The organism is Flavitalea flava (genome assembly GCF_054461575.1).
This window is the reverse complement of the sequence record NZ_JBTLQH010000007.1, coordinates 210,362-234,573: the sequence shown is the minus strand read 5'-3', so window position 1 is coordinate 234,573 and position 24,212 is coordinate 210,362. Positions and strand designations below refer to the sequence as shown.

At 45.6% G+C, this 24,212-nt stretch carries 17 protein-coding genes; 6 read left to right on the top strand and 11 right to left on the bottom strand.

Going from position 1 to position 24,212, the window contains the following annotated elements:
* Positions 1 to 114: 114 nt before the first annotated feature.
* The 5 genes from gpmI to uvrC all read left to right on the top strand — a co-directional run bounded on the left by gpmI (position 115) and on the right by uvrC (position 6,788).
* Positions 115 to 1,638 (top strand): 2,3-bisphosphoglycerate-independent phosphoglycerate mutase, encoded by a 1,524-nt coding sequence (gpmI, locus tag ACX0G9_RS09815; protein WP_459064717.1) that lies wholly within the window; start codon positions 115 to 117, stop codon positions 1,636 to 1,638.
* Positions 1,639 to 1,933: 295 nt separating this feature from the next.
* Complete coding sequence (locus ACX0G9_RS09810; protein WP_459064716.1) at positions 1,934 to 2,509, top strand: RNA polymerase sigma factor; 576 nt, start codon at positions 1,934 to 1,936, stop codon at positions 2,507 to 2,509.
* 58 nt (positions 2,510 to 2,567) lie between these two features.
* Positions 2,568 to 4,355 (top strand): outer membrane beta-barrel protein, encoded by a 1,788-nt coding sequence (locus ACX0G9_RS09805; protein ID WP_459064715.1) that lies wholly within the window; start codon positions 2,568 to 2,570, stop codon positions 4,353 to 4,355.
* A 25-nt stretch (positions 4,356 to 4,380) separates the two neighbouring features.
* Entirely contained in the window at positions 4,381 to 4,986 is a 606-nt protein-coding gene (locus tag ACX0G9_RS09800) for a hypothetical protein (protein WP_459064714.1), read from the top strand.
* Positions 4,983 to 6,788, top strand: a complete 1,806-nt coding sequence (gene uvrC, locus ACX0G9_RS09795) for an excinuclease ABC subunit UvrC (RefSeq protein ID WP_459064713.1) — start codon at positions 4,983 to 4,985, stop codon at positions 6,786 to 6,788. The genes ACX0G9_RS09800 and uvrC overlap by 4 nt, the downstream gene beginning before the upstream one ends.
* A gap of 566 nt (positions 6,789 to 7,354) precedes the next feature.
* Here the strand turns inward: uvrC and porN are convergent.
* The 8 genes from porN to ACX0G9_RS09755 all read right to left on the bottom strand — a co-directional run bounded on the left by porN (position 7,355) and on the right by ACX0G9_RS09755 (position 18,451).
* Positions 7,355 to 8,383 carry a type IX secretion system ring subunit PorN/GldN gene (gene porN / locus ACX0G9_RS09790; protein WP_459064712.1) on the bottom strand — a complete coding sequence of 343 codons (1,029 nt, stop codon included), beginning with the start codon at positions 8,381 to 8,383 and terminating at the stop codon, positions 7,355 to 7,357.
* A gap of 81 nt (positions 8,384 to 8,464) precedes the next feature.
* Positions 8,465 to 10,048 (bottom strand): type IX secretion system motor protein PorM/GldM, encoded by a 1,584-nt coding sequence (gene porM, locus ACX0G9_RS09785; RefSeq protein WP_459064711.1) that lies wholly within the window; start codon positions 10,046 to 10,048, stop codon positions 8,465 to 8,467.
* An 81-nt stretch (positions 10,049 to 10,129) separates the two neighbouring features.
* On the bottom strand, positions 10,130 to 10,903 hold the full coding sequence (gene porL, locus ACX0G9_RS09780; protein ID WP_459064710.1) for a type IX secretion system motor protein PorL/GldL: 774 nt from the start codon (positions 10,901 to 10,903) through the stop codon (positions 10,130 to 10,132).
* Positions 10,904 to 11,033: 130 nt separating this feature from the next.
* A complete protein-coding gene (gene porK, locus ACX0G9_RS09775) occupies positions 11,034 to 12,317 on the bottom strand; it encodes a T9SS ring complex lipoprotein PorK/GldK (RefSeq protein WP_459064709.1) in 1,284 nt (427 codons plus the stop codon).
* Positions 12,318 to 12,454: 137 nt separating this feature from the next.
* Positions 12,455 to 14,629: a thioredoxin domain-containing protein gene (locus ACX0G9_RS09770; protein WP_459064708.1), complete on the bottom strand. Its 2,175-nt coding sequence runs from the start codon at positions 14,627 to 14,629 to the stop codon at positions 12,455 to 12,457.
* Positions 14,630 to 14,767: 138 nt separating this feature from the next.
* A complete protein-coding gene (locus tag ACX0G9_RS09765; RefSeq protein WP_459064707.1) occupies positions 14,768 to 15,541 on the bottom strand; it encodes a uroporphyrinogen-III synthase in 774 nt (257 codons plus the stop codon).
* A 26-nt stretch (positions 15,542 to 15,567) separates the two neighbouring features.
* Complete coding sequence (locus tag ACX0G9_RS09760) at positions 15,568 to 16,701, bottom strand: DUF4271 domain-containing protein (RefSeq protein ID WP_459064706.1); 1,134 nt, start codon at positions 16,699 to 16,701, stop codon at positions 15,568 to 15,570.
* A gap of 85 nt (positions 16,702 to 16,786) precedes the next feature.
* Positions 16,787 to 18,451, bottom strand: coding sequence for a BamA/TamA family outer membrane protein (locus ACX0G9_RS09755; RefSeq protein WP_459064705.1), 1,665 nt, complete (start codon positions 18,449 to 18,451; stop codon positions 16,787 to 16,789).
* 217 nt (positions 18,452 to 18,668) lie between these two features.
* Between ACX0G9_RS09755 and hemW the strand changes: the two genes are divergently transcribed.
* Positions 18,669 to 19,826 (top strand): radical SAM family heme chaperone HemW, encoded by a 1,158-nt coding sequence (gene hemW, locus ACX0G9_RS09750; RefSeq protein WP_459064704.1) that lies wholly within the window; start codon positions 18,669 to 18,671, stop codon positions 19,824 to 19,826.
* Between the two features lie 267 nt (positions 19,827 to 20,093).
* On the opposite strand, the gene ACX0G9_RS09745 is transcribed toward hemW, so the two are convergent.
* The 3 genes from ACX0G9_RS09745 to ACX0G9_RS09735 all read right to left on the bottom strand — a co-directional run bounded on the left by ACX0G9_RS09745 (position 20,094) and on the right by ACX0G9_RS09735 (position 24,118).
* Complete coding sequence (locus ACX0G9_RS09745) at positions 20,094 to 21,131, bottom strand: NAD(P)H-dependent glycerol-3-phosphate dehydrogenase (RefSeq protein WP_459064703.1); 1,038 nt, start codon at positions 21,129 to 21,131, stop codon at positions 20,094 to 20,096.
* Positions 21,132 to 21,219: 88 nt separating this feature from the next.
* Positions 21,220 to 22,605 (bottom strand): efflux RND transporter periplasmic adaptor subunit, encoded by a 1,386-nt coding sequence (locus ACX0G9_RS09740; protein WP_459064702.1) that lies wholly within the window; start codon positions 22,603 to 22,605, stop codon positions 21,220 to 21,222.
* Positions 22,606 to 22,624: 19 nt separating this feature from the next.
* Positions 22,625 to 24,118, bottom strand: coding sequence for a TolC family protein (locus tag ACX0G9_RS09735; RefSeq protein WP_459064701.1), 1,494 nt, complete (start codon positions 24,116 to 24,118; stop codon positions 22,625 to 22,627).
* Between the last annotated feature and the right edge of the window lie 94 nt (positions 24,119 to 24,212).

Below are 24,212 nucleotides of genomic sequence, written 5' to 3'. Positions count from 1 at the left end.
CACCTCCATAGTCCCAAAAATATGCCAAACTATCCCGGTGGGGAAAAAATACCACGAATAGGGCATCTATCTTATCTTTGCCGGGCTAAAAATCATGTAAAAAGCTGTTTCTCTATGTCAAACAAAAAAGTAATTCTGGTTATCATGGATGGATGGGGTTTGGGTCAGGAAAAATCATCCGACGCCATCCAAAATGCACGTGTCCCCTTTGTAAGCTCCCTTTACGATCAATATCCCCACACTACCCTGGTAACCTGCGGCGAAGCCGTTGGCCTGCCGGAAGGGCAAATGGGTAATTCCGAGGTGGGCCATCTCAATCTCGGGGCAGGAAGGGTTGTTTACCAGGAATTGCAACGCATAAATGTGGCTATCAGGGATGGCTCATTTGGGCAAAATGAGGTATTACTGGCAACTATCAGAGAGGCTAAAGCCAATGGTAAACCGCTCCATTTGCTGGGACTTGTCAGTGACGGAGGAGTGCATTCCCATATCAATCATCTCAAAGCTATCATAGATACCTGCAAAAAAGAAGGTCAGGAAGAGGTTTATATTCATGCCTTTACGGATGGACGGGATACAGATCCCAAAAGTGGCCTGGCCTTTATCCGGGAGCTTCAGGAACACCTGGATAAGACGACAGGTAAGATAGCCACGGTAAGCGGCAGGTATTATGCCATGGATCGGGACAAACGCTGGGAAAGGGTCCGGTTAGCCTATGATGCCCTGGTGAATGGCAGCGGCCCAAAAGCAACCGATGCTCTCACAGCCATAGAGCAGTCTTATGCTGCCGGGATAACGGATGAATTCATCAAACCAACCGTCATAGCCGGCGAAGACCAGCAGCCGCTGGCAACCTTTAAGGATGAAGATTCTGCCCTTTGTTTTAATTTCCGGACGGACCGCTGCCGGGAGATCACTGAAGTACTTACCCAGAACGATATCCCTGAACAGGGAATGAAGAAACTTTCTCTTCGCTATACGACAATGACTCAGTATGACCAGAGCTTTAAAGGTGTAAGGGTGATCTTTGAGAACGATGATTTGAAAAATACCCTGGGAGAAATTGTAGCTGCGCTGGGAAAGAAACAAATACGGATCGCAGAAACGGAAAAATACCCTCATGTAAGTTTTTTCTTCAGTGGCGGCAGGGAAGCTCCGTTCGAAGGCGAAAAAAGGATCATGGTGCCTTCGCCCAAAGTCGCCACCTATGACCTGAAACCTGAAATGAGTGCATTCGAACTGACAGACGCCATCGTTCCGGAGATCGAAAGCAGGTCTGCAGATTTTATCTGTCTGAACTTCGCCAATGCCGATATGGTGGGTCATACCGGGATCTGGGAAGCAGCCATCCGGGCCGCAGAAACGGTGGACGCCTGCGTGGAAAGGGTGGTAAAGGCAGCGCTGGGTAATGGTTATACCGTATTTCTAACCGCAGATCATGGAAATGCTGACTACATGATCAATAAGGATGGTAGCCCGAATACAGCCCATACCCTGAACCTGGTTCCCTTCTTTATTATCGACAAAGAATGGAAAGGAACGGTTCGGCCCGGTAAACTGGGGGATCTGGCACCGACGATACTAACGGTGATGGGGTTGGAAATACCGAAGGAAATGACGGGGGAGGTGTTGATTTAGGATTGATTTAGGATTGATTCAGGATACAAGATTCAAGGTGTTTTTTGTGGCAGATAGCTTGATGCTGGCAGTTTGCAGCTTGATACTTGTAGCTAGAGGCTTGATGCTTGCGCATCAAGCTGGCGGGTAAATCTTCCTGGGGGAGTGTCGTTGGGGGGTGTCTTCCCAAACGCTGCTCCGCAGCTTTTGGGGCTCTAATCAAATAAAAGACGGGCTGCGCCCGACTTTTATTTGGGGCAATGCAGCAATAGCTCATAAAAATTGTCTAAATTAGGGGGCAATCAATGCGGTTTTTATGACCGAAGACTCCATTTTACAAGGTTGTTTAAAAAATCAGGCGGCTGCCCAACGGGAGTTATACAATCGGTATAGCCCTAAAATGCTGGCTGTCTGTTATCGGTTTGCCCACAACAGAGAAGATGCTGAGGATATGTTGCAGGAAGGGTTCATTAAAGTTTTTTCTCAAATACATACCTTTTTAAATAAAGGAGCCTTTGAGGGTTGGATCAGGAGGATCATCGTACATACCTGCATCAACAACCTGAAAAAAAACAAACGTTTCAATGAAAGCCTGGATATAGTTCATGCGCATGGAATACAGATCAGGGAAGAAAGCGTTCCGTCCATTGTTCAGGCAAAACAGATCGTAGAATGTATACGGATGTTGCCTATCGGCTATCGTACCGTATTGAATTTATATGCTATTGAGGGTTATTCCCATAGAGAAATTGCGGATATGCTTGACATTGAGGAAAGCACAAGCCGGTCACAATATACCAGAGCTAAACAAATGCTGGAGGATATCCTGATCAAAAAGAAGATCCTGCAGAAGCCCAGGGAGAAGTCAGCATGGCTTTTTGCTATCAGATAAAGTGATAACAAAAAGAAAAAAATCCAGGCTATGACTGTCTTCCAAAAAAAGTCAGATAATGATGGAAAGAAATTTCTATAGTGATGAATTTGAGCAACTGATCAGGGATAAGACAGAGCAATACAAAATGTATCCTTCGGAGAAAGTGTGGAAGGGCGTTCACGGATCCTTACATACTAAGAGAAGATGGTTTTTTGCAGGCATGTCCTTACTGGTAACGGGGATCCTCTTTTTTGCCGGCAAAGAATTGATTGCACCTTCCAATCGCACCAATCAGGGCCGGAAAATGGCCCTTACAGGTTCCGCCGCTTCCAGCACCAATAAAGAAACACAGGAAAATACGCCGCCTCCGGGTTTTTCGGCTTTCCGCGCAAACAAACCTTCCTCAGGACCCTCCAGACATAACGGACAGGTATCCGATCCGTCTTCACCGGAAGAGAGTACGTCCAAAGGAATCTCTATTACGGTTAGCGACCCTGTGATCAGTCAACCTGATCTGCAACTGGCGCTAAGTCATGCCACCCGCTCTCCCATTGAAGCCCCTTCCTTTACCCGGATGGCATCAAAAGTTGAGATAAAGGCATCTGTTCTGACCGAAGAAAACGCTCCTGAAAGAACTGGCCAGCAGGAAAACTTATCCGTATCAGCTTCTTCTCCCAACGACAGACAATCTTCTGACAAGCAGGCTTTTGCCGAAAAACAGTCAAATGAAAAACAATCTTCCGGTAAGCTGTTTGCCGGCCGGCAATCTGATATTGGGCGTCGTCTGACGGGCAAACAATTGGTAGACAAACAAATAGCTTATTATACTCTTTCCAGATCCCTACCCTGGGAAAAAGGTACGGAATTTAACGATTTTGTTTTTACTAAGGCTGATTCCCGCCTGGCAGATGCCCGTATAGCCAGAACCATCCGGAATAATATGGCAGCTATGAAAAATCTGGCCGTAACCAGACCGGATGCAGGATCAGTCATGGGATCCGATCTGCTTGATGACTCGGCCAGGGAAATGACCAGGAAACCGGCACCCAGTCCGGAGATGCTCGATCAGCAGCGAAGTAACTGGTTGCACGACTATGCAGTCTACAATTTACCGGCCGCCACCTGGCGAAGAAGAAAAGCCTGGCAGCTTTTTGTTGCGCCTACGGTAAATTACAGAACCTTATCCGGCGGGGATTTTCTAATGCCAAAATCTATTGTGGAAAATATTCCGGTTGCACCAGTTCATTCAGGAAGTGCAAAAGATTACGTGGATCATACACCTGCCCTTGGTTTTGAAGTGGGAGGCAACCTGTTATACAGGATGACCCGCAAACTGACCCTTCGGATGGGATTACAATTCAATTTCAGCCGCTATACCATAAAAGCCTATGCTTCAAGTCCGCAAGAGGCGACGATTACCCTTAGCTCTCCTTATGGGTACTACCTGGATTCCATCACCAACCTTTCCGATATCCGAAATTTCGGAGGTAAAAAGCAAGAAACCCTAAACAACGATTATTATAGTTTTTCTGCTCCCATTGGCCTCGAGTGGAGGATATTGGGAGACGGGCGCCTGCAATGGAGCGTGGCAGCGACTGTTCAGCCCACTTATATGTTGAACCGGAATGCCTATCTGTTGACAACAGACTATAACAATTATACCAAAGAGCCTTCCTTATTCAGAAAATGGAATATCAACGGCGGTCTGGAAACCTTCCTTTCTTATAAGATCGGGGGTATACGCTGGCAGATTGGTCCGGAATTCCGGTACCAGCTGCTCTCTACGTACAGCAGCCGTTATCCTATGCGCGAAAATCTGAAAGGATATGGCCTTAAGATCGGCATGACCAAAACCATCCGGTAAGCGCCGATTTCTTACATTTGCATCCGTGAAACCTATATCAATTATTATCCCCTGCATCGCCTTACTTATCGCATCAGGCTGCCACCAGAAAAACGCAACGAACCAGCCGGACCCCGCTCAATCTATCCAGGATTCGCTGAAAAAAAGCTTTTTTCCGGTAGCAGACTTTTTGCAGGCCGAGATCAGTTATGTCGACTCTACCCCGCTGGCTATCCGAAAATATAATACAGAAAATGGCCGGACTGATTCTTCCCTGATTCAAACGGCGGAGTTTCATCAGTTAGCCGTGGAATTCCTGCTGCCGGAGTTGGCTAAAGGAGGTGATTTTGAAAAGAATTTTTCCGAAAACTCCTTCCTGGATGAAACCACCGGCTACCTGACCTTTACGTATTCCACCAGGGACAAAGAGCTGCCTTTACAAAGGGTGGACGTACTGGCTGCGCCGGGAACCAGTTCTGAGAAAGTAAGGAGCATTTACCTGGAAAAGGCCTATAAGGCAGGAGATACATCGGTTATAAAAAAAATGTATTGGAAAGCCAAACAAAGTTTGCTGATCATTACCAATCTGCAGGTCCCGAAAAAAGCCCCTGTCGTAAAACAATTAAGATTAGTTTGGGATATTGAACAATGAACCAGGAACAATTCAGCCAGATTGCGCATACTATCCCTATCGATCCGGGTATTTATAAGTATTTCGATGAGACGGGTACATTGGTTTACGTAGGAAAGGCCAAAAATTTGCGCAAACGGGTCAGTTCCTATTTTACAAAAACGTTCACGACTTATAAGACACACGAGCTGGTTCAGCGTATCCGACGCATTGAGTTCACGATCGTAAACTCAGAGCAGGATGCATTTCTGCTGGAGAATTCCCTGATCAAACAATATCAGCCGCGCTACAATATCAATCTTAAGGACGATAAGACCTATCCTTATATTGTTATTAAGAACGAGCCTTTCCCCCGGGTTTTCCTGACCAGGCATAAGATCAATGACGGATCCGAATACCTGGGCCCCTTTACTTCAGTAGGAAAGGTCAGGGAGTTACTGGATTTTGTAAAGAGCAATATCCAGTTGAGGACCTGCCAGCTCAATCTATCGGACAATAACATCCGGAAAGGCAAATACAAAGTATGCCTGGAATATCATTTGGGAAATTGCAAAGGGCCTTGCCAGGCCCTTCAAACCGCTGAGGATTACCGGGAAGGCCTGGTTCAATTGAAAAATATTTTAAAAGGCAATCTTGGTCCGTTGATCCAGGAGTTTCGCAAGGGGATGAAAGAATTAGCGGAGAAAATGGATTTTGAAAAAGCGGAAATTATCCGCAAAAAAATAGAACACCTGGAATCCTACGAGTCCCGTTCGGTGATCGTGAGCCGGCACCTCAGTCATGCGGATGTATTCTCCATGGCCAGGGATGGAGATCTGGCCTATATCAATTATCTCATGGTACAGAATGGCACCATTGTGCAGACGCATACTACCGAGGTGGAAACGCATTTGGAAGAGTCGGACGAGGAGGTAATGGCCTTTGCCATAGCGCGGTTGCGGGAAACATTCAACAGCATGTCCCGCGAAATCATTCTCCCTTTTTTCATTGATTATCCGGAGGAAGGCATTCTGCTGACGGTCCCCAAAGCGGGCGATAAAAAGAAATTGCTGGAGTTGTCGGAGAAAAATGTCGGTTATTTCAGGGAGGAACTGAAGAAGAAAAAGATCCTGCAATTGGAGGGTAAAACATTGGACGAACGAAAAATGGTCTTGTATCAATTGATGGAAGATCTGCAATTATCATCGTTACCCGTTCATATCGAATGTTTCGATAACTCCAATTTCCAGGGAAGTTATCCTGTATCGGCTATGGTTTGTTTCCGGGATGGCGTGGAAAGCAGAAAAGATTACCGCCATTATAATGTAAAGACGGTAGAGGGGATCAATGACTTTGCAACGATGAAAGAAGTCGTGCACAGAAGATACCGGCGATTGCTGGACGAACAGCGGGATCTCCCGCAACTGGTGATCATCGATGGTGGTAAAGGACAACTGAGCTCCGCTATGGAAAGCATTACAGACCTGGGTCTCACCGGGATGCTTACGGTGGTCGGCCTGGCGAAGAATGAGGAGGAGATCTTTTTTCCCGGAGATACCCAATCCATCAAACTGCCTTATAACAGCGATAGCCTTCAGCTGGTTCGAAGGATCCGCGATGAAGTCCATCGTTTCGGAATAACCTTCCACCGTAAAAAAAGGAGTAAAGGTACCTTCGTGAATGAGCTGGAAAAAATACAGGGGATCGGACGGCAAACAGCGGATATGTTATTAAAAGAATTTCGTTCTGTCAGCAAAATTAAACAGCTGTCGGAAGAAGAATTGATTGCCGTGATCGGCCCTGCCAAGACCAAACTTATCCGCGATCATTTTCAAAAGCCCTGACCCGGATCCCACCTTGAATGGCTCAAGTACATCATCACATCATCGTATTTCTCCTAGTAGTTAACTCATACAAAAAAAAGACTTAGCACTTTCCTTGTTAACAACAGGTGAAAGAAACGTATAATTAATGCAGAAAAGACGTGGTGAAGTAGAATTATTTATTCTTAAAACGAATAGAATATCCTTTAGAATTGTGTTGAATCAGACTTGTGGCGGGGAAAAAATGTGAAGGTCATTAAAAAGAAAAAGGGGCCAGGATAGACATCCAGCCCCGTTTTTAAAATCCAATATCCTATGAAAAACCATTGTAAAAGTAGTAAAACAATTCTATTTAGCAATACCGGCTTTTGGGTATTTTGCAAAAAAATAAACAAACTATAAAATCCTTACTAACTAATTAGTATTTAATAACTTACTACCTCAATGACCCGGGAGGATGAATAAAATGACCCAAAAAGAAAGAGGTATCGTAGAACTACGATACCTCTGAATTATTTTTGTATTATCTATGTAAGATCGGATCCCGGTTTTATACCGAAAGTGCGGATTAGCTCGCAGCTTTTAGTTTAGTAGGACCATAGATCCTGTTCGTAATTGAATATTTTGTCTTTGATATTTTCTCCTTCAAGCAGTTGTAATATCGGATCCCTGATATATCCGCTTACGAGCTGATCACCGGGGTTGTCGATGGTTGATTTGATAATGCGGCTCGAGAACATCCGGCTTTCGAACAATTCTTCCCAGCTCATTCTTGCTCCGTAGTTCTTGCCATTATAGGCTTCGTATTTAGCGAGCATCGGCCGGAGATCGGGATAGTATACCCAGAAGATGGGCATTACTGCTCTGAAGCTTCCATCGGGATTGGTGATGGTTTTTTCAGGAGCGATCCCCAGAATCCGGATATGCATGCGGGATGATTCTTTATCGAACACCCACTCTTCCTTGATCTGGTATCTTTCGACTGCACCAGGATCGAATTCATCCTGGATGGTAGTGTCACGCATAATTCCTTTGGAACCGTCCGGATCCTGCAACATGTCGGGAACCTGAATGATTCTTGGTTTGTTGACCAGGCCTCCGGCAATTTGTTGAAAGGTCATAGGTGTGGTGAAACGGTCATCGACATTAGCATCGAAAGCCGTGATCTGACCACTCTTGATCCCATTAAGGAGAATATAGATGAAACGTTGATTTCCGTTATCTTCCGTTGCTTTATAAACGAAAGGCAGGTTCATTTTTTCATGAACATCCACTTCCCTCCAGACACGTTGCCGGTAAACGGCATCATCCTCACGGATATTCTCATACGCGAGTGGGGTACGGTCTTTTACCAGATTACGCTCGATGATGGCGTCATTTCGGAGAGATCGCCTGGGAGTGTCCAGCTTGATATCAGCTTCCATAATGGCAACGGGTTTAACCGTGTCTTTAGGAGCGACGGACGCGTTATTCCCGGCCTGGTTCTTACTGACGCTTTTTTTAGCGGTGGTGGCTTTTTTCTTTTTAGCCCGGGGCTTGGTCTGCGCGTCCACTGTCCCGACAGCTAAGGCGAGTACCGCCGCCAGCATACATAATCTGATAAAACGCTTTTTCATCTCTCTTGATTTAACTTATTAATGGTCTGAAAAATCCGCCCCGGCTGAAAAGTGCACGGGGCGGATCTTGTTAAACTATTTTTACTTCAGGTTGAATACCATCGGCGCCAGTTCCCGGGTCCGGCCGTCACGGCCTACGACCCTGATAGCGTCGAAGAAGATATTCGTTCCCGGAGAAGCTTTTGCAACGATATTAGCGGCGCTTCCGGACCATCTGTTCCCTTCATTGGAAGCTTCTGAATACTGAGGAATATTTCCTCCCAGAGCAGCCAACTTGTAACTGACGACCTTGAAAGGCGATTCGAAATCGGAAGCATCCAGCCTGGCGATCAATCCGCCGATGGCCTTAAATTCAGCCGCAGACATGCTGCCGCCTTTTTTAGAACCTACGAATCCCGTGGGATCCGGCAGATATTTCACCCTCATGGGGAATTCGGCGATCTTTCCGGCAGAGTTGACAATGATCTTGCCAATACCGGGAGCAGTTGGTTTGGCAACATATTTATCACCACTTACTTTAGATATAGAACCGTTGGAGAAACTTACGCTTACTTTTTCAGCGCCCACACTACCGCCGGAGACGGTTAAGGGGTTTTCTTCTCCTACATAAAGTACATTCATTTTTTCCAGGAAGACGGAAGCTCCTGAAGGCTGACCTACCGTATACTTAACTACCTTTTCGATAGTTCCGGTGCTTCCATCGGGTTTGACATACTCGATCTTTACGGCTACCTGGCCGGAAGAACTTACTTTGGTTTTCCAATCGGCTGTTCCATCAGGACCCAGCGGTTGAAGAGAACCATTCATATAAATCTTTGGTTGAGCTGCCGCACTAAAAGCACCGATACCTGCAGTCACATCCAATTCATCACCAGGCATCAGATAAGTAGCACTTGGGCTAACCAGGGGCTCGAACTTGTCGAATACCACTTTTACTTCTCCAATCCTTTTATGCAGATAATCGATGACATGAGATTCGGAATTCTTGATATCACTCTGGAATTTGCTGAGGATAGTAAGCGCCGCGATCGTCGGGGTCATGTGGAAATAATTGATGGTCCAGTCCTTGCCAACGTCTCCCGTAGGAGCATTTCCGGACTCGGATTTGGGCACACTCAGATCAAGAGGTAATTCTTTCTCGAATTGTGCTTTTGCCGCTTTCAACTCTGCCTGTACATTGGGGGGCAGATCGGGATATTGGGCTGGATCAAGGACATTCAACAGATTGGTCTTGAACCCGGACAGTTTGCCATATAATACCTTTCCTTCTCCTTTTGTATCGAATATGCGGGTAGCCGCATCCAGGTTACCTTCGGTAAATTCCTTTTTACCTTCCTTTACCTGGGGGTTGGACTCTTCGATCAACTGCCCTTTCAGGCCTTCGATGTACGTGGTCAGATCGGAAGAAAGCTTTTTTGCCTCCTCCGCCTTGGGGGCCCAGATCTTGGCAACGGTAGCCGTTTGAGGATCGGCCAGTTTTGCTGCGAACGATTTATACGTCAGGTCATTCTTTTCACCGACGACAGTATTGGATTTTTCGATACTATTGTTCACGGTCTTAAAAGCGTTCAATACCTCCACCGATACATTCAGTGCCAGCAGGGCTGTAAGCACCAAATACATCATATTGATCATCTTTTGCCGCGGTTCTTTAGGTAAAGACATGGGTTAGTAATTATTTTTAAACAAAATGTTTAGTTCTTCATATTTTTTTAAACGGTTCGGACAAAACGGGCAAAAAATTAATTAAGCCGGACGACCTTGCATCGCAGTTAGCATATTACCATATACACTATTCAGATTACCCAGGTTCTTCGCCAGTAAGGCAATTTGTTCCTGTGTTTTCTTAGCATCGGAAACACTGCCCTGCATAGTTTCAGAAGCCTGTACCAGGTTGCCATAGAAGCTGTTCATTGCTTTCAGGTGGTTATTGGTATCCTGCAATTCCAATTCATAGATGGCATTGAGCGAACCAAGGTTCTTGGTCAATACCTGTACCTGAGAATGGAATTGTTTGGTGCTGTCAGCAGCCGCATTCAGGCTGGAGATAGTATTCGTAGCGTTCTGGTAGGCGCCTTTCATGCTATCGAGAGCAAGGGCAGCTTCTTTTGTCTTGTTGGTATAGTCCGTAGTGGCGGCTAAAGCACCGGAAACATCGCTGATCTTTTCAACGGTTGTACCGAATTTCTTAAAGCCATCGCTCAGACGGGCCAGGTTAGCCGGGGTAATATCGGCTTCCTGCATCATTTTATCCATCTTATCCAGGGCAGGATTACCACTTGGTCCGCTTGCCAGTTTTGGCAATGCTTCAACCAGGGCATGCATTTCTCCTCCGGGAGGCGGTAAGAAGGCGTATACAATAAAGATCAGGGCCTCTGTCAGCAGACCTGCGGTCAAAAAGAAGTCGGCCAGCTTGGTATGCAGGATCTTTTGCAATGCGCCGAAAATAACGACGGCCGCACCCACGCACACAATAATATTTATCAGTCTTTCGGTAGATTTTGATACTCCAGCGCTCATAGTTAATAATTTTAAGAGTTTTTTTGAAAAGGATTTATAGGGTTAAAGAAAAAACGGTTGTTGATTAAAGCAAATTATCAAAATCAAAACGAGTTTTTAAAGAAAAAATTTTGTCCGGCTGATAAATAGATTAACGGCGATTATTTGTCATTGTAGGCGGCAAATCGATCACACATCGGAATCCGATATAGGATTTGGCCGTATCCTGGTATTCGTAGGTCCGGGTGCTGGTCTGCAGGAAATAACCTACATCCTTCCAGCTTCCGCCGCGGATAACCTTACGTTTCATACGCGGAGGATCGGAATCCTTTGCATTCCAACGAATATCGGGGTTCATATCATGCTGAAAATTGTAAGAACCTTCATAATAAAAGGAGGAAGTCCATTCCGCAACGTTCCCGGCCATACAATAAAGACCGAAATCATTAGGCCAGTAACCGTCTGCTCTGACTGTATAGAATCCGCCATCTTCGGGATAATTACCACGGCCAGGTTTGAAGTTAGCCAGCAGACAGCCTTTTTTATTCCTCAGGTAATAGTTACCCCAGGGGTACATAGACTGAGAACGGCCACCGCGGGCGGCATATTCCCATTGGGATTCCGTAGGCAGGCGAAAATCCGATTCCGTTGCCTTTTTCTGTCTTTCAAGACTGGAATTCAGGTACCGGGTTCTCCACTCACAAAAAACAGTGGCCTGGTTCCAATTCACCCCTACCACAGGATAATTCCCGAACGCAGGGTGAGAATAGTACCTTTTGGTCATGGGCTCATTATAGGAATAACTGAAGTCGCGGATCCAGACCAATGTATCCGGATAGATCTTCACGTCTTTTTTCCGGATGAACTGGGACCGGGCTTTCCCCTCATTTGATTTCATGGAGGCTTCCTTCAGGTCGAAGGTTTCCGAGTGATAGACCAGTTTATTGGGGTCGATTTCTTTTTTCCCAAAGATCCGGTTATCTGGGGTTACGATAAGCTGGTCGATCTTTTCAACCGTTGCTTTATCCCCCCATTTAATGGTCTGGGCTTTTTTCCAATCGATCTGGAATCTTCCATCGACGTCTTTCCCGTATTGCATAAGGGTGGCGGCAACGGAATCTCTGACCCAGTTGGTAAATTGACGATACTCATTATTAGTGATTTCGGTAGCGTCCATCCAGAAACCACTAATTGAAACTTGAGCATTACGAGCGGTGTAAGCGAAATTTACGTCTTCGTCGCTGGGCCCCATGTGGAAAGTTCCGGGTGGGATATACACCATTCCTGGTGGTTTGGCCAGATTGTATGCACTCGCAGGAGAAACCCCGTGCAACTGCCCGTCATCGGGTAATCCCTTATGGGATTTGCCAATTTTTCCGCATCCGGCAGCCAGAACAAGGGCTGACAAGGCCGTCAGTGTGGATAGGTTTTTCATTTTCATAATTTTAAAGGGTATTGGGCACAAAAATTTTAACAACATCTCGCTACAAGTTTAAAATTAATTTTTCGAAAGTCAAAGCTTTCAAGACGCTAATTTCATTAACGCAGGTCGGGACTATCTTATTGTACTATTTAACCGCTAAACTTTTGCACATTTTCAAGGTGACGAATTATTGCAACTACTTCTTTTTCAGGTAGTTGGCAAGTGTAGTTTTTACATAGGAAGATCAGGGGAGACTCACCCACCGGCTTATTCGATAATAAGGGAAAATGGGTATTTTCGATTTCAGCAGACTGGAAAACCCGGTAAGGAATCGAATGTCTCAAGAACTCCTTCCGGGCATTTTCCGGGTTTATTCCGGTTATAACTACCTCTGGAATTACATACGTAAGCGCCTGAAAGAAGGTTGCCCAAATGCCAAAAGAGCCGGGATAATGCATCACGGGTCTTTGCAGCGAGGCAGCCATTCTGATTGCCTTGTCCTTCCATTCTCCTTCGTCGAAAATGATTGACAGATAGAGCAAATTAAAAGCCATTATGGCGTTTCCCGATGGAGTAGCCCCATCATAAACCTCTTTCTTCCGAACGATCAGATCCTCTTGCTGTTCATGGGTAAAAAAGAAGAAACCGGTCTCCTTATCCTTGAAATTCGCCAATACGGATACTGTAATCTCTTTAGCCTCAACAAGGTACTTATTTTCTCCCGTTATTTCCTGTAATTGAATAAGTGCTGCCGCCAAATAGGCATAATCATCCAAAAATGCCGGAAATTTTGCCTGCCCGTCTTTATAGGAGTGATAATAAGAATACAGACCTTCTCCTTTCATGTTCTCCAGGCAAAATTGCATGTTTTTTACAGCCACTTCTTTATATTCCTGCTGCCCCAAGGCTCCATATGCCCTGGAAAATGCTATGTTCATCAGTGCATTCCAGCCCAGTAGAATCTTATCATCCAGGGCTGGACGAATGCGGCGCGACCGGTGATCCAAAAGGGTCTGTTTTGCTTTTTCCAGCTTCTCTCCCCCGGTAGGAAAAAAGGCCGGTATTGCCGACGGTCCATAAGGCCGGGTCAGAATATTTTTCCCTTCCCAGTTACCTTCCTGTGTAACACCATAATAATCACAAAATAAGACCGCATCTTCCCCCAGGACAGCCTCGATCTCCCTGCGGTCCCAAACATAATACTTCCCTTCGACCCCTTCACTATCGGCATCCAGCGCAGCATAAAAAGCACCCTGCCCATCGGAAAGCTCTCTTTGAATGAAGGCCAGTGTCTCCCGGATCGTATCCCTGTAAAGCTCTTTTTGCGTTAACTGATAGGCTTCGCATAAGACAATGACTAATAAAGCATTATCATACAGCATCTTTTCGAAGTGAGGCGCAAGCCATTCACTGTCTGTAGAGTAACGGGCAAATCCGCCGCCGATCTGGTCGTAAATACCGCCCCGTATCATCTTATCGAGACTCAGGCATGCCTGCTGCAGTGCATCCTGATCTTTGGTGAAATAATAATAATGGAGTAAAAATTGGATGGAAAAGGTTTGGGGAAATTTTGGCGCACCGCCAAATCCTCCCTCCTGCTTATCCGCTGTGGACATCAATTGTTCAAAGATCTGCCGCAGCGTTTCTGTATTGAACAGTTTTGGATCGTGAGGATCCGGTTCTTGCATATCCGGTTTTTGAATGCCGAAGGAGTTAGCAGTGGCTACGTGATCGGTCAGATTTTGCGCCTGGCGTTCGATTTCTTCCCTTTTTTCCCGGAAGGAAAGAGATATAGCCGACAAAAGATCTTTCCAGGAACTCCGGTTATGAGCAGGGCGGGGAGGAAAATAGGTGCCTCCATAAAAAGGTTTGCCCTCAGGAGTCAGAAAAACGTTTAGCGGCCAGCCGCCGCTGCCCGTGATGGCCTGCACGGCATCCATATATATATGATCCAGATCGGGTCTTTCTTCCCGGTCAATTTTAATATTGATGAAATTTTCATTCATGAGCAGGGCGGTGCCCTCATCCTCAAAACTTTCCCTCTCCATCACATGGCACCAATGGCAAGCCGCATACCCGATACTGACCAGGATGGGTTTGTCTTCCGCGGTGGCGCGTTGCAAAGCTTCCTCCCCCCATGGATACCAATCCACAGGATTATGGGCATGCTGTAAAAGATAGGGACTGGTTTCTTTTGCTAACCGGTTAACCCCCAACCCCCTGTAGGGGGCAACCGAGGGTAACGAAGGTTGCGAATGAGGACCGGAAAGGTGTTCAGGCCGAAATTCTGGTAATATGCTGCTATCATGGCTGCCTTCGCTCATTCAATTCTTTTATTTAAAGTGTCTTGTTTCATATTCACCCTTCGGGGGGTTGGGGGATGAATAGGGGGCAGGAGAGTTATGCAAATTTCGAACCATTCAAATTAATGAACGATAAAATATTTAAAGATGTCTTTGGGTTTATTTTTTCTTCCCTACGACCGCCAGGTATTTCTCCAATGCAGAGACCATGGATGGAGCCTGGGCATGGGGTGCCTTGATCTCCAGCGTGAGACCAGCCTCTTCTACGGCCCGGGAAGTATTGCTGCCGAAAGCGCCGATACTGGTACCGTTCTGTTTGAATTTGGGGAAATTGTCAAAAAGACTTTTTACGCCGCTTGGGGTGAAAAAACAAATGACATCAAATTCATGCTGTCCGATTATTTCCTTTACGTCATTGCTGATGGTGCGGTACATAAAAGGAGTAGCAAAACCGCAATTATTATTCTTCAGCCAATTGACGATTTCATTATCCTGCTGGTTTTCCGAGCAGGGATAAAGGAAACGTTCGTTTTCTTTGTGTTTGTTGATAACATCGAACATGCTTTTGTTCAATCCATCCGCTCCGTAGAACACTTTGCGTTTGCGGTATAAAATGAACTTTTGCAGATAAAGCGCCACCGCTTCTGTAATACAGAAATACTTGGTGTCCTGGGATACGACGACCTTCATTTCTTCACAAATGCGGAAAAAATGATCAATAGCATTACGGCTGGTGAAAATCACGGCCGAGAACTGCGCTATATCGATCTTTTGTTTGCGGAAATCTTTAGCAGGAATGCCTTCAAGACGGATAAAGGGATGAAACGCCAATTCCACATCGTATTTCTTTGCTAATTCGAAATACGGCGACTTGTCGGTTTCTGGCCTGGGCTGGGTGATTAAAATCCTTTTTTTATCCCCGTTTTTAATCATGTGTGTTCCCCTCTGGATTTGCAAAGTTAATAAGCTTTTTCCAAATATTGCAATAACACCTTGTAAATCAATAGCAGGGGTGCTATTTCGAAGGCGCAAAGGTACAAAAAAAAGCTGAATGGTGCTAGTTTTATTTCATTACTTATCGGTCGGTACGCAGCCAGCACCCGGTACCCCCATAGTACAAAAACCATTACTAATGAGATGGTTATAAAGATTTCGCGAATAGAAGGGTCAGAAAAAGTGATCAGGATCAAGAAGGGAAGTAAAAAAATACCCATCATTTTATTGACCAGGAAGACCACGAAAATATAAATATCGGTAGCCCTCGAAATATTGAATACCCATCCGCAAAATTTCAGAATAAGGAATTTGAGCAGATAAATAGCTCCCAGGGCCATCATACAATCCAGATAAAGTATCCAGAAATTGATTCCTTTATCATAGCTGGAAAGGTAAAAAAGGAAGCTGGCATATAATCCACCGGTAAGGATGAACAACAGATTTAGTAATAAGGAGGGAAGGGGTGTTTGCAGTACCTGCTCGCGGAGCTGCTGCTGGCGAAGGGAAACCCGGAAAAAAAGCGTAATCAGGTGGCCGAAATATTTTTCAAAAAAGAAGCGGATAAGGCCAAAATAAAATAAAAGGCCTACCAGCAGATAGAACAGACTGTCCTTTGATTTTGGACGGTGCATCTCAAACTTTTCCACTACAGGAGGCCCGGTGAAATTAAAGAATGGATTGGCCGCCAACACGGCATTCCAGAAAATGAGGGCATCCGGGCCCTTTTTACCGCCGGATAGTTGGGATTCTTTGCCGGAAGTAGTAGTTCCTGCGACGACAGGCAAAGCCTGGCTATCCTTTCTTATTAATCCGGCACCTGGCGGTACTGAACCAATCAGATTGCTATCCCTGCGTAACGAACCCGAATCCTTCCCCGAACCGGCTAATCCTCCCGGTTTGATGGCCGTCTTTTTTAAGGCTTGTTTTGGCTGCCGTCGGGTAGAATCCGTATTTCTCCGGCCTGAATCGTTTGTCAAAACCGGTGCAATAGAATCCTGACTACGGGCAGGGGGGCGGACCGAATCCGTTTGCGCAAATACAGGGCAAAGAAAAAGGAGAAAGAAGGAAAAAAGAAGGGTAAATTTTTTATCGGGCATATTGTCTTTTATAGGATCATTTACAGGGCTCAGTGGTTGTTACAAAAATATTATAGTCTTCCCATTACCCGAAATCGTTTTTTAATTAAAAAAAGCTGACATACCCTAAATGGATCTTTGCATCCCGCAAGTTGATATGGGTATCGCTTTGTTTGCCCACTGCATACGAAATATTGAAAATACCGGCCTTCGTCTCGAAGGCCAACCCCAGACCGGTTCCCAGGAAAACCTTATTCAGGTTGTACCCGGGGATATTGTTTTTTGCCCACCCCAGGTCCAGGAAGGTAAAGAGAAATGAATTCAGGCCAATCAGATAACGATACTCCAGGGTGCCCACGGTATATTGAGCCGCGAGGATACTCTCTTCATCAAAACCTCTGAGTAATTTATAGCCGCCGATCAGGAAAAGTTCGTTCCTGTAACTGTTGGGGCTGCTGAAGGCTCCTCCGTTAAAGGCTAGTTTCAGCGTTGAAGCACGCGAGAACGGGAAATAATGGGCTGCCGCCAGTCTGACCAGCAGTTCATAAGATTTCAATTTCACCGTATCATATAGGGATCCGAAATCAAAGCCGGGATCCGACGGATCCGACAGCTTCAGAATATGAGGATTCTCTTTTATTTTTTTGGTTCCTACGGATCCCATGAATTGCAATTCATTTCCTTTCCTGGGGTTAAACCGGTAATTCGTATTGTTGAATTCGTAGGTCATACCGAAACTGATGGAACTGATATCCGCTACGACAGGCAGCGTATGGCTGGCGATTACCGAAAAGGAATCCAGGTTCAGGAGGCTGGTTGACATACTCCTTATGAATACACTTCCATTCTGTGTGGCCGAAAGGGCATATTGAACGCCCAATTGCAGATTCACATTGATATAGGAAGAATCCTTCTTATACAGGTCAAAAGAGGTAATCAGGCCAAAAGGAGAATTAAACAAATAAGGCCGTTGGAATAACAGGTTCAACCTGGGTGAGCCGGCCTGGAGTTGTTGCCAGTTAAGCCCGATGATCTCTCCGTTTCCTAAAGCATTTTTCAGATTGATGGTCGCTTCCCCGGTAACCAGCAGTTTATTGCCGGTCAGCGGATCGCTGCTGGGAAGAAAACCAATCAGGGCATTGATCTGGCTGCTTTTTTTAGGCTTGAGATACAGATTGATGACAGATCCTGTATTCAGCATAGTCAGGCTCCAGGTCTGTTGTTCCTGTACATAGGGCAATTCCAGGATTTTTTTACTGATCATTTCCAACTTATCCTTGCGGTAAATACTGCCATTGGGTATATTCAGATAATGTTGCAAAAATTCATTGGAGATCTTGGCAGATCCATAGACCCGGATGCTGTCGATCTTATATAAAGGCCCCTTATCGATCCGGAGTCTGGCGGATACCCGGTCATTATCCAGCATATTAATACTGTCCAGGCTCACTCGTGCAAAAGGATATCCATTGTTTTCCAGGTAATCGAGCAATAATTGTTGTTTATTCTCATATTGCCGGAGATCGAATGTCCGGCGGGAGAAACTTTTATCGTTCCAGGCAACGGCGGAGAGCAGAGATGGCTCGACCTTACGCGTATCGATATAAGCCCATTGATAAAGACTGCCCACATACAAACGAACCACGGCCCCCCCGGTATCGGTACGCAGGCTGTCTATAGAAGCTGTCATGTATCCCTTTGCCTGTAATAACGCGGGGATGGTATAAATATATTCAGTACAGACTTCCCTGCTTTTAAAAGACGATGCCAACCCCAGCTTTTTTTGAATAAAAAGAGTATCCTTATCCACAGGCAGAATGCGTAATGCGTACTGTCCAAAACCCTGGTAATGGCTTATAAACAGGCATATTAAAAGTAAGTGGCGTAACTTTATCATTCTTTATTTGGTCAGGAAATTAATTTTGTGCCCGGGGCTTATTCAAAATTTAACCTTAGGGTGTAATATTCGTAAAAAATAAGCAAACCGAATGGCAGGCATCTATCTTCATATCCCTTTTTGCAGGCAGGCTTGCCATTATTGTAATTTCCATTTTTCTACTTCTTTGAAACGTAAAAACGATTTTGTAGTTGCTTTATTGAAGGAAATTGACCTGCAAAAAGAATATATCGGATCGGACCCGGTGGAAACGATCTATTTCGGAGGAGGAACTCCGTCCTTATTGACGGGAGATGAGTTGGGGCAGATCATGGAGAAGCTTCATTCCTCTTTCACTATAGATCCGAAGGCAGAGATCACTTTGGAAGCGAATCCCGATGATTTTGACAATTCTCCGGAAATCCCCGGTGATCGTGAAAAAGGCAGCAAGTTGAAGGCCTGGAAGAAGGCAGGGATCAATCGCCTGAGTATTGGCATCCAATCCTTTTTTGAAGAAGACCTCAAATGGATGAACAGGGCACATAATGCCGGACAGGCCATTGCCAGTATCGGGCAGGCCCGGCAGGAAGGATTCGTCAATATTAGTGTGGACCTGATCTATGGCGGCCCTACTCTTCCGGACGATCATTGGAAAAAAAACGTAGAACAGGCAATCCGGCTGAATATTCCTCATCTTTCCTGTTATGCCCTGACGGTAGAACCCAAAACGGCCCTGGACAAAATGATCCATCTGCACAAAAAAGCTCCGGTGGATGCGGATGACCAGGCCAGGCAATTTATCTTATTGATGGACTGGATGGAAAAGGCCGGCTATGAGCATTATGAAATATCGAATTTTGCCAAACCAGGCCAAAGAAGCCGGCATAATTCGTCCTACTGGCAGGGGAAATCCTACCTCGGATTAGGCCCTTCCGCCCATTCCTATAACGGCTTATCCAGGCAATGGAATGTAGCCAATAACGCCCTCTATATCGACTCTTTACTCGCCGGAGGGCTCCCTTTCGAAAAAGAGGAACTCACTGCTTCCCAGCAATTAAATGAATATATCATGATCTCTCTGCGCACGATGGAAGGCCTGGATCCTGTATATGCGTCAGAAAAATTCGGGGCTGGCCTGATCCGGGAATTGATGGGTAATGCTGAATCTTATTTGAAAGGAGGCAAAATGGAACTAAAAAATGGAAGATTAGTGCTTAACAGGGAGGGCAAATTATTGGCGGATGGGATTGCAGCGGATCTGTTCTTTTAAGGAAAAATCCATGGGAAAAGGACCTTTTTCCTTTGTTAATGCCTATTCCTTATTGGTGATGGATCATTTGTGATGGATTAGATCATTTATGGTGGATCTTCTCCCGCAGATACTTCACCCCTTCAACCGTCATCAGGATGAACACCATCAGCAGAATGGCCATTGATCCGAAACCCTGAAATGAAAGAGGCATCATATACAAGCGTTTTAATTGGTCAGGCTTTCCCCATAGTTTTCGAAAGTGGCCTTACCTGACCTTCTTTATGGTTAGACAAGGTACGGTTCAATTTGTTTAAATCCATCCTGAACTTTAACATTTTCCCATAAGATCCGGTAGATGGTTTCGGCAATGGGCATTTCGGCCTTTATTTCCTTATTGATCAGATAGATGCACTTACTGGCATTATACCCTTCGGCCACCATATTCATTTCCAGCTGGGCCGCCCTGACCGAATACCCTTTCCCGATCATGTTGCCAAAGGTCCGGTTCCGGCTGAACAGCGAATAGCAGGTCACCAGCAGGTCTCCCAGGTAAACCGATGCGGCATAGTTTGCACTCCTTTTCTGAGACAAATTATCTGCCTTTGTGTGAATCCCAACCTCCATATGCAGGATCCCAACTTTCAGCAGAAAGCTGGCCATTTCATCCGCACAATTGGCAATCAGCACGCTGAGAAAATTATCACCATATTCCAGTCCATGGGCGATCCCGGAACCTAACGCATAAATATTCTTGAGTACGGCCGCATATTGAACACCATAGATATCGTCATTAATGACGGTGTTAATATAATCCGTTGCAAAATAAGACGCTATTTCCCCGGTTGAGGTTTCATCATTCCCGGAAAAAGTCAGATAGGATAGTTTTTCGGCAGCCACCTCTTCGGCGTGGCAGGGCCCCATTACGGTATGGTACCCTTTATCCTGGAACAAAAACTCCCTTTTCAGGTAATCATTCAGCAACAGGTTTTGCTCGGGCAGGATCCCCTTAATGGCAGAAATGATCTTTTTGCCATTAAAAGCATTTCTGTCCAGCCCTGCCAGGGTATCTATTACATAAGCAGAAGGAACAGCGAGTACCAGGCAGTCAGAATCTTCGATCACCTCATTTACTTTATTGCTCAGGGTAAGCAGATCTTTGTTGAACCAGACCGAAGGCAGATAATGGGGATTCCGGCCACGCGATGCCAGGTGGTCGATACTGGCCTGGTTCCTGACCCACCAGTGAATGGGAGTTTTATTATCGGTAAGGATCTTGGCTAACGCTGTAGCCCAACTGCCGCTTCCTATCACGCCAAAACGCATTCCCTTGAGTGTATTTAGATGTATGTAATAGAAAAAATTCTCCTGTTCAGTCTTTCCCGTTCAGTCTTTCCCGTTCAACCCTTTTTGCTTAATCCTTCTTAGCCTCGAACAATTTGTCCTTCGCTACGACCTTTACCTTCGTTCCACTCTTGAGCGTCTTACTGACCGTACTATAAGGTCCCGTAATTACTTCATCGCCTTCTTTCAATCCATCGACGATCTCGATATAATTGATATCCTGAATATCCGTTTTAACAATCACTTTTCGTACCGTATCACCCGCCATCCTTACAAAGGCCACTTCATCCAGATCCCCAACGCTGGAAACGGAAGTTTTGGTATCCATACTATTGTCCTTATCATCTCCTTTTTTGTCATCGTCCTTTTTATCCAGGACCGAGATATCGGAATTTTTCTCCCGTGTGGATACGGAGTTGATAGGTGCAGATAATACATTTTTATGCGTTCGGGTCTGAATATCCGCACTGGCGCTCATTCCCGGCCGGAAAGGAAAACTTTTAGGTTTTGCAGGGTCGATCAGGTCTTTATAAGAATCCGGGGAGAGCCGTATGTGTACCTTATAATTGGTCACATCATTTGTCGTTACAGCGATGGTTGTGGCGGCGCTGCTGCTGGCTATCTGGGTAACAAGCCCTTTGAATTTACGGTTATTATAGGCGTCGATCGTGATGAGGGCGGAATCTCCCAGGTGAACTTTTGGGATATCATTTTCCCCTACGTCCACGATCGTTTCGATCTTGCTCATATCGGCCACCCGCATCATTTCGGTTCCCGCCATCATGGAGTTACCCACTACTCTTTCCCCTTTTTTGATGGTGAGTAAGGATACTACCCCATCTATGGGAGAAGTCACCGTTGTCCGGCTGAGATTCTTGGCGGCAACATCCAGATTGGCCCTGGCACTTACAGCTCCGGCTGAATTCCCCCTGACGGTTTGTACAGCTGCCAGATAACTTGCCTGAGAGGTAAGCAAGGCGCTCTCCGCTGACTCGTATTCGGAAAGGGAGATCACTTTTTGATCCAATAGCTGTTTTTGCCGGTCAAAGGTTTTTTTATTGAGTTCCACGGTAGCTTTCAAACCCGGCAACATGGCTTTCGCATTGGAGACGAGAGCCTGCTGCTGATTCATCTGGGCAGCGGCCTGATCGCGCTGGTTCGTATAAATATCCGCATAGATCTTTGCCAGCTCCTGCCCTTTTTTTACGCTGTCTCCTTCCTGGGTGACCATCAGTTCGACCACTTCTCCGGAGATATCGGGGCTGATCTTCACTTCTTTTTCAGGGTAAACTTTACCACTTGCCGTTACGATCTCCGTGATATCGCGTTTAATCACTTTTTCAGCAGATACTTTAGTACCCTCATCTTTTCCTAATACTCCTGTTTTCTTCAGCACCACCAGTAAAAGGATAAATACAATCACTCCTATGATTATCCAGCGTAATTTCTTGCTCATAATTTCTACAGGTTATCATTTATAATTTTATTCCCAGCCCTTTATAGAATTCCAATACTTTCATTTTGAACACATAATCATACTGGGCATATAATACATTAATCTTAGCATTAAAATAATTATTCTGATTGGTCAGCAGATCGATGGTATTGAGCATCCCCACATTGTATCGTTTCTGTGCATAATCGAAACTCTTTTTCGTCGTGATCACACTGATCTGATTGGCCTCGAATTTCTGATGTGCGGCCAGCGCTGCCGTATAAGCCTGATAGATATTCTGTTTAAGCGTAAGGTTATCCTGATCCAGCTGCAATTCCGTGTTCCGGAGGCTTAATTTTGATTTTTGATAATTGGTGTGAAGCGTTCCGTTCTTAAAAATGGGAATACTGATATTCATGCCCACGAACTGACTGAAATTCTGATCGAGTTGCCGGAAATAGGGGGTTTTTCTGAAATCGAAATTAACGACATCCTGAACCAGCGCTCCCCCCGAGGAAGCTACCCGAATACCCTTTACGGTATCTATACCCGGACGGGCGGTTGAAAGGATCGGCTCCTGAATCGAACTGATATAATTGGAACCCAGACTAGCCGATAAACTGAACAGGGGGTATTGGGCTCCTTTGGTTGCGCTGACTGTTTTTTGGGCGGAAGCGACCTGCAGCTTATCCATTTTTTGCAGGGGCTGGTAATTTAAGGCAAGGGAATAAACCGCTTCAGGCTGAAGATCCTCGATCCTTTCCACCGGTATTTGATCCACGGGGGGGGCGTCGACTTCAAATGGGACGGAAGCATCGAGCGCCATATATGCCTTAAGGGTAAGTATATTCTGAACCACCGTGGACTTGATAGAAATTAAATTGGAGCTATCCTGCGCCACCTGGGCTTCCAGTTCTGCCGCATTGAGTTCTGGCAAGGCACCCGCATTCACTCTTTTTCGGGTAATACCCAATTGGGATTGGGATAGGCGCAGCTGCAATTCTGCTGTATTTGCCTGTTCACGGGACAATAACACCTGAAGATAGGCATTGGCCACATTCAGGGAAATATCGTTCTTCAGTTTTTCGGAATTGGCCAAAGCTGCCTCCCAGGCAAAACGGTTGGCTTCGATGGTATTGCGGACATTGAAAAAATTGAACAGGGTAACATTCGACTGAAGGCTGAGGCTATTGGCGAAATAAGTTTGTGTACTCAGCGTATAGGTGGAAGGGTTTTGGCTACGTCCCGAGTTGATACCCAGACCGGACCCGGCATCCAGGGTCGGAATCTGGTTTAGTTTGCTTTGTTTCAAGGTTAGTCCGGAAAGACGTGCCTGGATATCGGATTGTTTGATGGAAATATTATTGGATACCGCGTAATCGACACAACGTTTCAGGGACCACTTATCCGGAGACGGCTTTAATACTGCCGTATCCTGAATCTGTGCGCTGCCCGAAATACATACAACCAATCCAGCCGAAATAAAAAACAGACCTGGCAATAGTCGAAACTGCAGCAATTTTTTCATGGTCATGCAACAAATTTAAAAGTACTTCTCCGTTAGAAAACCAATTTGTGATAAACGGCCCGTTCCAAAAATTTGGCTAATTTAAGCATTCCCCCCACCT